The 13,533-nt window shown below is 64.0% G+C and carries 13 protein-coding genes; 4 read left to right on the forward strand and 9 right to left on the reverse strand.

What is annotated here, in order from left to right; genetic code table 11:
• The first annotated feature begins 59 nt into the window (after window positions 1-59).
• The 3 genes from A9K66_RS13785 (at window position 60) to nhaA (ending at window position 3,517) form a co-directional block, all read left to right on the forward strand.
• Window positions 60-1,385 (forward strand): ActS/PrrB/RegB family redox-sensitive histidine kinase, encoded by a 1,326-nt coding sequence (locus A9K66_RS13785; RefSeq protein WP_067324290.1) that lies wholly within the window; start codon window positions 60-62, stop codon window positions 1,383-1,385.
• A gap of 107 nt (window positions 1,386-1,492) precedes the next feature.
• Complete coding sequence (locus A9K66_RS13790) at window positions 1,493-2,056, forward strand: ActR/PrrA/RegA family redox response regulator transcription factor (protein WP_040974834.1); 564 nt, start codon at window positions 1,493-1,495, stop codon at window positions 2,054-2,056.
• Between the two features lie 270 nt (window positions 2,057-2,326).
• Complete coding sequence (nhaA, locus tag A9K66_RS13800; protein ID WP_067324294.1) at window positions 2,327-3,517, forward strand: Na+/H+ antiporter NhaA; 1,191 nt, start codon at window positions 2,327-2,329, stop codon at window positions 3,515-3,517.
• 58 nt (window positions 3,518-3,575) lie between these two features.
• Here the strand turns inward: nhaA and A9K66_RS13805 are convergent, their stop codons facing one another.
• From A9K66_RS13805 to cueR, 4 genes are all read right to left on the reverse strand, one after another.
• A complete protein-coding gene (locus tag A9K66_RS13805; RefSeq protein WP_164746772.1) occupies window positions 3,576-4,076 on the reverse strand; it encodes an MmcB family DNA repair protein in 501 nt (166 codons plus the stop codon).
• 421 nt (window positions 4,077-4,497) lie between these two features.
• Window positions 4,498-4,893, reverse strand: coding sequence for a hypothetical protein (locus A9K66_RS31140; RefSeq protein WP_245307505.1), 396 nt, complete (start codon window positions 4,891-4,893; stop codon window positions 4,498-4,500).
• Window positions 4,894-5,081: 188 nt separating this feature from the next.
• Window positions 5,082-5,384: a DUF1330 domain-containing protein gene (locus tag A9K66_RS13815; RefSeq protein ID WP_067324300.1), complete on the reverse strand. Its 303-nt coding sequence runs from the start codon at window positions 5,382-5,384 to the stop codon at window positions 5,082-5,084.
• An 85-nt stretch (window positions 5,385-5,469) separates the two neighbouring features.
• The gene (gene cueR / locus A9K66_RS13820; RefSeq protein ID WP_067003523.1) at window positions 5,470-5,859 is read right to left on the reverse strand and encodes a Cu(I)-responsive transcriptional regulator; all 390 of its coding nucleotides are present in this window, start codon (window positions 5,857-5,859) and stop codon (window positions 5,470-5,472) included.
• A gap of 223 nt (window positions 5,860-6,082) precedes the next feature.
• On the opposite strand from cueR, the gene A9K66_RS13825 reads away from it, so the two are divergent.
• Window positions 6,083-6,700 (forward strand): L,D-transpeptidase, encoded by a 618-nt coding sequence (locus A9K66_RS13825; protein WP_067003525.1) that lies wholly within the window; start codon window positions 6,083-6,085, stop codon window positions 6,698-6,700.
• 173 nt (window positions 6,701-6,873) lie between these two features.
• On the opposite strand, the gene A9K66_RS13830 is transcribed toward A9K66_RS13825, so the two are convergent.
• From A9K66_RS13830 to murJ, 5 genes are all read right to left on the reverse strand, one after another.
• Window positions 6,874-7,443, reverse strand: coding sequence for a NifU family protein (locus A9K66_RS13830; RefSeq protein WP_067324302.1), 570 nt, complete (start codon window positions 7,441-7,443; stop codon window positions 6,874-6,876).
• 144 nt (window positions 7,444-7,587) lie between these two features.
• The gene (locus A9K66_RS13835) at window positions 7,588-9,732 is read right to left on the reverse strand and encodes a glycogen debranching N-terminal domain-containing protein (RefSeq protein ID WP_067324730.1); all 2,145 of its coding nucleotides are present in this window, start codon (window positions 9,730-9,732) and stop codon (window positions 7,588-7,590) included.
• 322 nt (window positions 9,733-10,054) lie between these two features.
• Window positions 10,055-10,546 carry a universal stress protein gene (locus A9K66_RS13840; protein ID WP_067003529.1) on the reverse strand — a complete coding sequence of 164 codons (492 nt, stop codon included), beginning with the start codon at window positions 10,544-10,546 and terminating at the stop codon, window positions 10,055-10,057.
• A 102-nt stretch (window positions 10,547-10,648) separates the two neighbouring features.
• Window positions 10,649-11,716 (reverse strand): tryptophan--tRNA ligase, encoded by a 1,068-nt coding sequence (trpS, locus tag A9K66_RS13845; RefSeq protein WP_067003531.1) that lies wholly within the window; start codon window positions 11,714-11,716, stop codon window positions 10,649-10,651.
• Window positions 11,717-11,888: 172 nt separating this feature from the next.
• Entirely contained in the window at window positions 11,889-13,496 is a 1,608-nt protein-coding gene (gene murJ / locus A9K66_RS13850; protein WP_067324304.1) for a murein biosynthesis integral membrane protein MurJ, read from the reverse strand.
• Window positions 13,497-13,533 lie beyond the last annotated feature (37 nt).

Raw genomic sequence — 13,533 nt, forward strand, 5'->3', positions numbered from 1 at the left:
TCAAGTCGCCGTCACAGCGCTACTAGCGCTCACCCTCCTGCGGCTATAATCGTAAGTCGATGATCAATATTCTGCGCGCGCCCGATTCCCAGCAGAGCCAGCGGCTGCGGCTCAACACGCTGATCCGCCTGCGCTGGCTGGCCATTGTCGGCCAGAGCATCGCGGTGCTCGTCGTCGGCTACGGGCTGAAATTCCCGCTTCCGGTCTCGCTGTGCTTCGCGCTCATCGCCTGCTCGGCCTGGATGAACCTCTGGCTCACCTTCCGCTATCCCGCGGCGCATCGGCTGACCCCGCTCTCGGCCTTCGTCATCCTCACCATCGACAGCCTGCAGCTCGCCGGCCTGCTCTATATGACCGGCGGCCTGACCAACCCGTTTTCGGTCCTGCTCTCGGTGCCCGTCGTCATTTCCGCCGCGTCGCTGCCGCTGCGCCTCACGGCGGTGCTCGGCGCGCTGGTCATCGCGGCGGCCACGCTGCTTGTGTTCTTCCATCTGCCGCTGCCCTGGTACGAGGGCGCGCCGCTGTCGATGCCCTTCATCTATGTCGCCGGCATGTGGATGGCGGTGTTCGCCTCGATCGCCTTCACCGCGATTTACGCCTTCCGCGTCGCGGCCGAGGCACGCCTGCTCGCCAACGCGCTCGCCGCCACCGAGCTGGTGCTGCAGCGCGAGCAGCATCTTTCGGCGCTCGACGGCCTCGCGGCGGCCGCCGCGCATGAGCTCGGCACGCCTTTGGCCACCATCACCGTCGTCGCCAAGGAAATGGAAAAGGCGCTGGGCAAAGATCCGAAATTCAGCGAGGACGTGAAGCTGCTGCGCTCGCAGAGCGAGCGTTGCCGCGAGATCCTGAAGCGGCTGACCAGCCTGTCTTCGGAAGGCGAGGCGCATCTTTCGCGTCTGCCGCTGACCTCGCTGGTCGAGGAAGTGACGGCGCCGCACCGCGATTTCGGCATCTCGATCCGGCTGCGCCCCGGCGAGCGCATCGGCCCGGAGCCGGTTGGGCAGCGCAGCCCGGGCGTCATCTACGGGCTCGGCAATCTGGTCGAGAACGCCGTCGACTTCGCCAAGAACACGGTCACCGTCAGCTGGAACTGGGACGGTGAGGAGGTCTCCTTCTCGATCATCGACGACGGGCCGGGTTTCCCGCCGGAAATCATCGACCGCATCGGCGAGCCCTATATGTCGACGCGCCAGGGAACAGAGGCCGGCGGCGGCCTCGGGCTCGGGCTGTTCATCGCCAAGACGTTGCTGGAGCGCTCGGGCGCGACGATCGATTTTCGCAATTCGAGCGGGCTCGGCGAAGGGGCGGTGGTGCAGATCACCTGGCCCCGCGGCGTCTTCCTCAATCCTGAGCATGCCCCGGGCACCGCATTCGACAATGCGTGAGCCTATGCATTTGCCGCATGGCAGCTTTGTTGCCGGCGGTAAAAATTGGACATTGCTGTTGCAGAATTGTATCTGCGTAAAAGTAAGGCAGTAGGATGCTGACGCAAATGAGCGCAGAAGAACCCACCGGCGCAATGGTAGAAGGCGAGGACACCTCGCTGCTGATCGTCGACGACGACAAGCCATTTCTCACCCGGCTTGCCCGCGCCATGGAAACCAGGGGCTTCGCGGTCGAGACGGCGGAAAGCGTGGAAGAGGCCGTCGCCAAGGCGCGCGCCCGCCCGCCGGCCTATGCGGTGGTCGACATGCGGCTCGGCGACGGCAACGGCCTCGACGTGGTCGCCGCCATCCGCGAGAAGCGCGACGATTCCCGCACCATCATCCTGACCGGCTACGGCAACATCGCCACCGCGGTGACGGCGGTGAAGCTCGGCGCTGTCGACTACCTGTCGAAGCCCGCCGATGCCGACGACGTCTTCGCCGCGCTGACCCGCACCGCGGGCGAGCGGGCAGCACCCCCGGAAAACCCAATGTCGGCCGACCGCGTGCGCTGGGAACATATCCAGCGCGTCTATGAAATGTGCGACCGCAACGTCTCCGAGACCGCGCGCCGGCTCAACATGCACCGGCGCACCCTGCAGCGGATTCTGGCAAAGCGGGCGCCGCGGTAACCTGCTTAAACGCGCGTACGGTGCTGCCGATGGCGAGTGTCGAAGGCAGCGCTGGCTGCCGCCTAGCAACGCTGGCGATTGGCGAAAACCGCGATGAGAGCGCCCCTCTCCCCGTCATACGGGGAGAGGATGCCGGCAGACAGGTGAGGGGCGGCGCCGGCGCTTGCAAGGAGGGCGACGGTGGCCGACCGGTCCATTGCTTGCCCCGTCGTGCGCGTTTGAGCATCATCGCGAAGGACACCGGCCGGCGGGCCATGTGACGGAGGGGGCATGCGCGACGAGCGGCCGAAATCGATGCTTCGCGAATTCCTCGACGGCGAGGCGGCCGGCGGCATCATCCTGATGGCGGCCGCCGCCCTTGCGCTCATCGTCGCAAACTCGCCGCTCGCCGAAACCTATTTCGCCGCCCTCCACGCCTATCTCGGTCCGCTCAGCGTCTCGCACTGGGTGAATGACGGGCTTATGGCGGTGTTCTTCCTGCTGGTCGGGCTGGAGATCAAGCGCGAGATGCTGGACGGCCAGCTCTCAACCTGGCCGCGCCGCGTGCTGCCGGGCATCGCCGCGGCCGGCGGCATGGTGTTTCCGGCGCTGGTCTATGTCTTGATCAACCGCGACAACCAGGCGGCGCTTTCCGGCTGGGCGATCCCCACCGCCACCGACATCGCCTTCGCGCTCGGCGTGCTGTCGCTGCTCGGCAGCCGCGTGCCGGCCTCGCTTAAAGTGTTTCTTACCGCTTTGGCCATCATCGACGATCTCGGCGCCGTCATCATCATCGCGCTGTTCTACACCAGCGGCCTGTCGCTCGCCTATCTCGGCGCCGCCTTCGCGGTCATTGCCGTATTGATCGTACTCAACCGCATGCGGGTGATGAACCTCTTGCCCTATCTCGTACTCGGCGCGGCGCTTTGGGTGCTGGTGCTGAAGTCGGGCGTGCATGCGACGCTTGCCGGCGTGGCGCTGGCGCTCACCATCCCGCTCGAGCGTTCGCCCGCCATCGGTCACGACGTCGAACACTCGCCGCTGCACCGGCTGGAACATGGCCTGCACAAGCTCGTGCCCTTCATCGTCATCCCGATCTTCGGCTTCGCCAATGCCGGCGTCTCGCTCGGCGGCCTGAGCGTTGCCGCGCTGGTCGAGCCTCTGACGCTCGGCGTCGCCGCCGGCCTCGTCGTCGGCAAGCTGGTCGGCGTCTTCGGCGCCTCGGTTCTCGCCATCCGGCTCGGCCTCGCCGACCTGCCGGCCAATGCTGGCTGGCTGCATATGATCGGCATTTCGCTTCTGTGTGGCATCGGCTTCACCATGAGCCTGTTCATCGGCCTGCTCGCCTTCGCCAATGACGCGGCCCTTCAGGACGCGGTAAAGGTCGGCATACTCGCCGGCTCGCTGATCGCCGCGCTGGTCGGCGCGGCGGTGCTGCTGATGGCGCCAGCGACGGGTGGGGCGGAAGAGGATGTGGAGTAGGCCAGACCGCAACGCCCCGTTCCTCTCCCCGCCTTCGCGGGGGGCGAGGACATGGGTGCTATTCACTCTCGCCATCCAGCGCCGGCACCGCCACGCCGGCAAGCTCCGCCGCCAAGAGCCGCGCCGCGCCGGCGCGGGCGATCCTGAGCATCAATGCCTTGCGCGTCGCGGCCGCGATGCGGTGCTCCGGCGCCTCGCGCAAGATCTCCGCGCCATAGCCGTCGGAGAGGATGAAGCCGCATTCCTCCGGAAAGATTTCCGCGGGCACGCCGGGATGGGTGGCGAAGAAGAAGCGGTCGGCATGCAGCCGGTAGTCCGGCCATTTGCGATCGACGCGAAAATCCTCGATCGAGGATTTGATCTCGATGATCCAGATGTCGCCCTGCCGGGTCAGCGCGACAAGATCGGCCCGCCGGCCGGTGGCCAGGGATAGCTCTGGCAGCACATGCGCGCCCATTTGGGTCAGCAGACGCTGCACGCCGCGCCGCACCAGCATGGCGCGCTCCGACTGGCGGCCGTCGATCAGCGGGTTGAGGGGAATCGCGGAAACGATAGGCATGGCAGGCACCATGCCAGATTTTGTTCACGGTTTGAACACGATATTAAAGGGCGATTGTATATTTGACAGACCCAGACGCACAATTAATTCGGGAACCGAATTGGGTTCCGGTATGTTGACCACTATCGCCGGTAACGACCCAACGGACATCGGCGGCTGAGAGACAGCGATCTAGCGCTCCCGTCTGCATAAGACCGGAGCCACGCTATGTCTCCCAACAATCCCCATCGCGCGCTTTATTCCAATCAGGACAGCATTCTAATCGCCAGATCGAGAGAGTATATCGAACGCTCACGATGGCGGCTCATAGAAACCGAACCGTTGCTCGATCCTCACCGGATGCGTCACCCCACACAGGATCGGGATATCGCCAGCATCCTGCGCGGCACTTGGTGGAAGTCTTATGATGACGACCAAGGGGCTAGCGAGGCTTCTTTCCCGCTTTCTCGTCGTGCTTAGGCGGCGGCGGGGACTTTGCCACTTTCTTAATCGCCGCGTTCAACGGCTCTTCGGAATCGACGGTTTCAATCTCCCGCGCCAGTTCGCGGAACTTCTCAACTTGACTCTTTTCAGCGGGTTTGCCTGACATTGCAGAATGCACCTTTGCTTTATTGACGAGAGTGGTAGCCCGCCCAAACCCTGCCGCGTGGGCAATAGGCCCTATTTTGTCACAGCCGGTATTATCATGCATGAGGCCCAATGGCATGGCATTGCAGACGAAGTGCGCAGGATAAAGACCAAATATGGCGTCACAGGCGAAATCAAATGGCGCTATTTCGGCCCAGATAAAACGGACCCGGGCAACTCCGTCGCCCACCTAACGAGGGCGAAAGGCGCGGGCGGTTATATATTTCACAGACCACCGCAACACTTGAGAGTGTTGCTACCCTGCTGCATCCGCAGTATGAACCCCAAAAAAATCCTAAGCCGAACGCAATCAGCGTTACAGGCCAATCGGTGATCGCCCAAGTAATGCCGATGATTGACGCTTCATTGTAGAGCGCCTCATCCAGCCTCCCCCAGATCCCCTTCGAAGATGAGCAGCACGCGGTTCGACGCCTGCAGCGCAAACCGCTTCGCTTCCTCGTAAGCCGGGTCGTCATAGCAGGCCTTGGCAGCTTCCAATGACGGGAATTGGACGACGATCACCCGACCGGCATCGCGCGCCTCCACCAGCAGGGGCGGCACTTTCGAAGGATTGCTGCGTGCCTGATACTTCTCGCCGATGGGCTTCCAAAGCCTGGCGTATTCGGCTTGCGCTTCCTGATCCGAAATCTCGGTGCCGACGATGAGCCAGTATCCCTTCACGGGTGGAGCACTCCTGCCGAGGATTTGTTTCTGGCTCAAGAGCTAAGATAGAGATCGGATACTTGTCTAGCTCCGGTCGGCGACTTCACGCCGCCCCCGCCATGTCATCCAAAATCGGGCAGTCCGGCCGGTCGTCGCCGTGGCAGGCGTGGATCAGCTTCTGTAGCGTCGCGCGCATCGACTGCAGTTCGCGCACCTTTTCCTCGATCGCCCTGACATGGGCGCTGGCGATTTCGCGCACGTCATGGCTGGCGCGGTCGCGGTCCTGATAAAGCGCCATCAGCTGCCTGCAATCATCGATTGAAAAGCCGAGGTTGCGGGCGCGGCGCAAGAAGGCCAGCCGGTGCACGTCGTCGCGCGAGTAGTCGCGGTAGCCGTTTTCGGCCCGAGCCGGCAGGATCAGGCCGATCTCCTCATAGTAGCGGATGGTCTTGGCCGGCAGGCCGGAACGCTCGGCGGCATCACCGACATTCATGGCGCTCTCCTGTCTCCGGCAGCGTTTCCGGCTGCCCCGTTGATTTTACTTCACAATCCTGGGACCCCTGTTGCCGAAATGCCGCAGTTCGGCACTTACCAGCAGGGAAGGTCATGCATATAGGCAGTGCACGCTTGGCAAGCAAAAGAAATGCCAGCATGAATGATGGCGAGAAAGCGGCCGACTCGTGCCGCTGATAAAAGGCGGGGCGTCGGACCTATTCATGCGCTTGAAGTCGTTTGCAATCGTCGCCGCCCTTGCGCTGTCGACCGCGATCAGCGGGTGCAGCACCATTGGCGGGCAAATCTTCACCAACAACTATGGCGCGATGACCGATGCCGGCTATCAGCTGCCGCGCATCCCGATCGAGAAGGTTCCGGCCCGCTTCCGCCGGCAGGAAGTGCGCTACGACACTCCCGAGAAGCCCGGCACCATCATCGTCGACACCCAGAACAAGTTCCTCTACTTCGTCGAGGGTGACGGCATGGCCATGCGCTACGGCATCGGCGTCGGCCGCGAGGGCTTCGAGTGGCACGGCACCGCCCATATCGCGCTGAAGCGCGAATGGCCGACCTGGACGCCGCCGGCGCCGATGATCAAGCGCCAGCCCGAACTCGCCAAATTCGCGGGCGGCATGGAGCCGGGCCTGAAGAACCCGCTCGGCGCGCGCGCCATGTATCTGTTCAACAAGGGCGGCGACATGGGCTATCGGCTGCATGGCAGCCCGGAGTGGTTCTCCATCGGCAAGGCGATGTCGTCGGGCTGCATCCGCCTGATGAACCAGGACATTATCGATCTCTACGACCGCACTTCGGTCGGCGCCAAGGTCATTGTGATGTGATCATGATGGCCGCGGACAAAAGCTTTCGTGAGCGGACCGTCTAGGCAACAACAAGACGTCCAAAGACAGAAAACCGGGCTGTTGGGGCCCGGTTTTTTGTTTTCGGCTTGGGGAAAATTCGCTCCGCCGAGAAGCCCAGAAAATCGCCACAGGCGGCGGGCGGAGCAGAATTGTCAGGCAACCTGCTCGACCTGCTGCACTTCCGGAACAAAATGGCGAAGCAGGTTCTGGATGCCGTGCTTCAGCGTCGCCGTCGACGACGGGCAACCGGCGCAAGCACCCTTCATGTGCAGGAACACGGTGCCGTTCTCGAAGCCGCGGAAGGTGATGTCGCCACCGTCCTGCGCGACCGCCGGGCGTACCCTGGTGTCGAGCAGCTCCTTGATGGTGAGCACCAGCTCCTCGTCCGCCTTGTCGTAGAACTCGCCGGCCTGGCCGGCGTCGTTGGGCGGGGCCGCCGAAGCCATGACCGGCGCGCCGGACATGAAATGCTCCATGATGGCGCCGAGGATCGCCGGCTTCAGGTGCTGCCAGTCCGGACCCTCCTTGGTCACGGTGATGAAGTCGTAGCCGAAGAAGACGCCGGTGACGCCGGGGATCTCGAACAGCCGGCCGGCCAGCGGCGAAGCCTGTGCGGCGCCTTCGGCGTCGCGGAAATCGGCGGTGCCGTCGCGCAGCACTTCCTTGCCGGGCAGGAATTTCAGCGTCGCCGGGTTCGGCGTCGATTCGGTCTGGATGAACATGGATATCTCCAGGCCCTTCTGGGCCGATAGTTTGGAATAATTCTAAATAGGCTCTATCGGCTGGACATTCAAGCGAAACGCGTCGCCCGAACGGCTGGCTGGCGGAATGTTTTTGCCCCGGCGAAGCGCTTCGCCACGGCAAGCCTATCCTCCGACTTCCACGCTGAGTTGTCCACTCGTCTTCTGGATGTTCACCTCGGCGCCGTCCGCCCTGCGCATGAACTCGAGGTCGGCGCTTGCCTCGCCGACCCGCAGCCCGCGAAGCTCGATGCGGCTGACGAAATCGGGCAGTCGCGGCCGCACGATCCGCAGCTTGTTTGCGAAGGCGTCGGGCTCCAGGCCGAGGCAGGTGGTCACCAGGAACGGCACCGCGCCCGCTGCCCATGCCTGCGGGTGGCAGGCCACGGGATAGTGCACCGGCACCTGGAAATCGTTGCGCTGAAAGCCCGCCATCGCCTCCGGCAGCCGGTGATGGCGGAAGTGCATCGCCGCTTCGACAATGGCGGTGAAGATCCGCAGCGCCGCGCCATCCTCGCCATACCGCCGGCAGCCGGCCGCCAGCAGCGCATTGTCATGCGGCCAGACGGTGCCGAGATGATATCCGACGGGATTATAGCGCCGCTCCGCGTTCGAGAGCGTGCGCACGCCCCAGCCGTTGAACATGTCGTCCTGCATCAGCCGCCGCACGGTTCGGCGGCCCTTGCCCCGATCCGCGATGCCGGTCCACAGCGCATGGCCCGGGTTGGAGGAAACGACCGCGACCGGGCGGCCGCGCGCCTCGAGCGCCAGCGCGAAAGTGTCCAGGTCCTCGCACCAGAAGTCGCGGTTGAACCGTGTCCGAAGCTTTTCGGCCTCGCCGCGAAGCTGCCTGGCGCTGTTGCGCTCGCCAATGCGTTCGTAGAGATCGGCGATGGCATGCTTGACCGCAAACACATAGCCCTGCACCTCGACCAGCGCGATCGGCGGCCTGGCGATGCTGCCGTCGGTCCTGACGATCGCGTCGGCCGAATCCTTCCACCCCTGGTTGACGAGACCGCTTTCCGAGATGGTCCGGTATTTGACATAGCCTTCGCCATGCCCGTCTCCGGCCTTGGCGATCCAGCCCAAGGCCTTTTCCACCGGCTCCCGCAGTTCGCGGAAGAGCCCCACGTCGCCTGTCCACGCGGCATAGCGGCCGAGAAGCAGCAGGAAGAGCGGGGTCGCGTCGACCGTGCAGTAGAATCTGGCATGTGGGACATTGCCCGCGCGAGCGAGCTCGCCGACGCGCAGCTCATGCAGTATCTTGCCGGGCTGCTCCTCTCGCCATCGATCCGTTCGACGTCCCTGATAGCCGGCTAGAAGGCGCAGCGTCTGGGCGGCGATCTCCGGCTGGAAGGCGAGCATCTCGAGCGCGACGATCAGGCTGTCGCGTCCAAACAGCGCGACGTACCACGGCACGCCGGCTGCGAAATACTCCCTGTTGCCAAGATCCGACCTGAGCACCGCGAGATCGCGCAGCGAACGGTCCATGATGCTGTTGAGCAGCAGGCTGTCGCTGTCGAACTTCGTGTGTTGCTCCAGCCATTTTTCAGTATCCGCCTGAACCGTCCCGGCAAAGGCCTCGAGAGCAAACGCCGGGTGCTGGCTCAACTGCTCGGCCTCCGGCTCTTCCGACAGTTCCCTCAATTCTATGGTGATCGCGATGGTACGCTTTTCTCCTGGGGCCACATCGAACCGGAACTCGGCCGCCGTTCTGTGCATGGCATCGGGTGCCGGCAAAAAACCGATTGCTGCCGTTCTGCGAACGTGGTCGGCGCCGTGATAGACAAAGTGGAGGCTGCCGTCGCGCCAGGCGGGCCGCTCGCACCTGCCGAGGTTCTTCGGCACCAGTCCGCGCACATTGAAAATGTCCTCGAAGCCGGCGCCGAAGTGCAGGGCCAGCGGAAAGCCATGCGGCTCGTGGCCGAAATTCTGGATGGTCAGAACCTCTCGCAGGCATGTTTGCTCCGCATCGAGAATGCGCTCCCAGCGGATGCCGAGCTCGTCCTTGGGGATCAGTCGCCCCCCATCGCAATGCAGGTCGGGATTGGCCAGTTCGAAAAGCGCGGCGTAACCTCTTTGCGCGGTCGAGGCCAACACGATCGGCGGCAAACCGCCCAGCGTCATCTCATAGCCGCCGAGGAAACGGCAGTCGTGGAAATAGAGCCCGAAGCCGTGCTCGCCTTTCAGCGGTATCTGGGCGTCGGGAGCGACGACATAGTAGAGATCGAGATTCTTGACCGTAATCGCGCCGGCGATGCTGTCCACCATGGCCGGGTGCCCCTTGGCGAGCACGCGGTGCCTGCGCTCCTGCTGCGCATGAGGCGTCTGCCGGGCTTTTTGCTGCGATCGCGCTGCCTGCGAGCGCGGCTGCACCGGTGATCCAGTCCCAGCGTTTCGCGGCTTTGACGTGCCGCTACGCCCTGCTTTCCGGGTTGATTCGTCCACCGGCGCTCCTTTGGAATGGCCGTTTCCGTGACCATTCCAAATGGCGCGCCGCCGACACGGGCCAAGGGCTATGGGCTGGTTGATAACATCGATGTGTATCTGCGGATCGGCGACGTTCCAATCGGGCAGGAGGGGCCTTCCCAATTCAGGCCAGGCTCTCGATTTCCTCGTCAGAGAGGTTCTGCGGCACCACGGTAACCGGGATGGGGAAGGCGGCGCCCCGGCCGGCCACCGCACTCACCAGTGGCCCCGGACCTTCCTTGCCGGCGCCGGCCGCCAGCACCAGGATGGCGATGTCCTGGTCTTCCTCGATGAGCTTGTGGATTTCCTCGGTCGGCTTGCCTTCGCGCACCACCAGTTCCGGCTCGATGCCGACCTTCTGGCGCACCTTGCTGGCATAGGTGTCGAGCGCCGCGCGCGCGGTCGCGTTGGCTTCCTCGCGCATGATCTTCTCAACCCCCAGCCAATGCTGGAAATCGTCCGGCTCGATCACATAGAGCAGGACCAGCACGCCGCTGGTGCTCTGTGCGCGCGTCGATGCGTAGGCGACCGCGCGCTCGCATTCCGGCGTATCGTCGATGATCGCCAGGAATTTGCGGCGATGTCCGGCTTCACGGCTGAGGCGTTTGGAAACCATGTCTGTCCGCTAGGTATCAATTCGGCCGCAATCTGCCACCGCCACGGACCGGCGGCAAGCCGCCGGCCGGTATGGCGATCCCAGTCAACCAGCGAGGACCGATCAGTCCTGCAACAGGCCGATGATGTCGCGCACCGTCTTCATCGTGCCTTCGGCGATCGCGCGGGCGCGCTCGCCGCCGTCCTTGAGCACGGCGTCGACATAGGCGCGGTCGCCCTCGATGCGGCGCATCTCCGAGGCGATCGGCGCGAGCTTTTCGACTGCAAGGTCGGCCAGCGCCGGCTTGAACACGGAAAACTGCTGGCCGCCATATTCCTTCAGCACGTCGGCTTTGGAAATTTCGGCGAGGCCGGCATAGATGCCGACCAGGTTTTCGGCTTCCGGCCGGCTTTCCAGCCCGTCGACTTCACTCGGCAAGGCCTCCGGATCGGTCTTGGCCTTGCGGATCTTCTTCGAGATTGTGTCGGCATCGTCGGTGAGGTTGATGCGCGACAGGTCCGACGGGTCCGACTTCGACATCTTCTTCGAGCCGTCGCGCAGGCTCATGATGCGCGCCGCAGGACCGCCGATCACCGGTTCGGTGATCGGGAAGTAGCCATTGACCGTCTCTTCGCCGACCTGCATCTCGACGCCGACGCCGAGCGCCGCGATCTTCTCCGAGAAGTCGTTGTTGAATTTTTGCGCGATGTCGCGGGTCAATTCCAGATGCTGCTTCTGGTCCTCGCCCACCGGCACGTGGGTGGCGCGGTAGAGCAGGATGTCGGCCGCCATCAGGCTTGGATAGGCGAGCAGGCCGAGCGAGGCGTTCTCGCGATCCTTGCCGGCTTTGTCCTTGAACTGCGTCATCCGGTACATCCACCCGATGCGCGCCACGCAGTTGAAGATCCAGGCCAACTCGGCGTGCTGGATGACTCGCGACTGGTTGAAGACGATGTGCTTCTTGGGGTCGATGCCCGATGCCAGGAAGGCCGCGGTGATCGAGCGCGTCTGGTCGCCAAGGTCCTGGTGCACGAGCTGCGCCGTCAGCGAATGCAAGTCGACGACGCAATAGATGCAGTCGGACTGTTCCTGGAGGGCGACGAATTTCTTGATGGCGCCGAGATAGTTGCCGAGATGCAAATTGCCGGTCGGCTGGACGCCCGAGAAGACGAGGGGCTTGAAGGCGGACATGATTTCCTCATGGCTTGTGGAGGGCCGTATACGCATGATTCCAAAAAGTTGCAGACTTTTTGGAGCCAATCATGCGGCTGGAAACCACGCGCGGCGAAAGTCTTGCGACGGCGGGCTTATGGACGAAGGCGAATGCGGGATCAAGACCGGTGTTGCTGAAAGCCAGCTCGAGTTATTCGTCCAAGCCGGTGTTCGATTTCCGCGGCGCAGATTTCGCCGAGCCGCGCTTCACATTCCGACGGATCATGCCGAAATCGGCCCCGCCGGTGCCGAAGGCGGTGATGAAGTAGAGCGCCGCACCCCCGCCGACAAGCGCGAGCAGCGTCGTCGCCTTGATCACCAGCGGCGAGCCGGGTCCGAGCCTTGCCGCGAAATAGTGCTCGGCGAAATAGAGCGCGACCGCCATCACAACAGCCGACAGCACCAGCCGGGGAATGCGCTTCAAGAGCGGTATGTCACGACCCCAGTGGCCGCGCTTTATCAACATGCCAAGCAGCAAAGCCGCGTTGACCCAGCCGGCGACGGCCGAGGCGACAGCGATGCCCGGCGCGCCCATCGAAGGAAACAAGCTCAGCGCGGTGGCGACGTTCACGCCGACGGAGATGGCGGCGAAGATCATCGGCGTGCGCGTGTCCTCGCGCGCGAAATAGCCGGGCGTGAAGGCCTTGATCAGCACGAAGGCCGGCAGGCCGAGGCCGAAGATCGCCAGGATCGAGGCGACGATCGGCGTCGAATGGTTGGCGGCGAAGGCGCCGCGCTCATAGACCAGCCGCACGATCGGCTCCGACATCACCCAAAGCGCCGCGGCCGCCGGCAAGGTCATGAACAGCGTGAACTCGACCGAGCGGTTCTGCAGATTGGCCGCCTCGATCAGATTGCCCGATTTCAAAGCCCGCGACAGCTCCGGCAGCAGCACGATCGCCACCGCGACGCCGACGACGCCGAGCGGCAGCTGGTAGATGCGATCGGCATAGGCGAGCGATGACACGGCGCTGTTCTGCCCGGAGGCAATCGCCGTGCCGATCAGCTGGTTGATTTGGGTGATGCCACCGGTAATAGCGGCCGGCAGCGCCAGGATCAGGAGCCGCTTGACGTTAGGCGTCATCTTGGGCCGGCGGAAGCCGATCGAGATGCCGGCATGGCGCACCGCTACCCAGACGATGGCGAGCTGCACGATGCCCGCCGCCAGCACGCCCCAGGACAGGCCGAAGCCGACATCATGCGCGTCGAGCCCATGATACCAGGCATAGGCGAGCACGCTGATCAGGATGATGTTGAGGAAAGCGGGGGCGATGGCCGCGGCGAAATAGCGGCGCAGCGAGTTCAGCATGCCGGCCATCATGGCGCCGAGCGACATGCAGATCAGATAGGGGAACATGATCGTCGCCAGCCGGACGGTCGTCTCGAACTTGCCCGGAATGTCGGCAAAGCCCGGCGCCACCAGGTAGCGGACGATCAGCGGCATCGCCAGTTCCATGGCGATGGTGAGTGCCAGAAGCGCCGAGAACAGCACGCCGAACACCTCCTCCGAGAAGCGCTTTGCGCCGTCGGTGCCGTGCGTTTCGATCTCCTTGGCGAACAGCGGCACGAAGGCGGCGTTGAAGGCGCCTTCGGCGAACAGCCGGCGGAAGGTGTTGGGAAACTGGAAGGCGGCGTTGAAGGCGTCGGCGACCGGTCCGGTGCCGAGGGCCGCCGCCATCAGCATCTCGCGGCCGAAACCCAGCGCGCGGCTCATCAGCGTGCCGGAGGCGACGGTGGCGAATTTTTTGACAAGGCTCATGCGGAGGATGAGTGCCTGCGGAATTGCGTCAAATGGA

The organism is Mesorhizobium sp. AA23, assembly GCF_001672435.1.
In the GTDB taxonomy this organism is placed as follows: Bacteria; Pseudomonadota; Alphaproteobacteria; order Rhizobiales; family Rhizobiaceae; genus Mesorhizobium.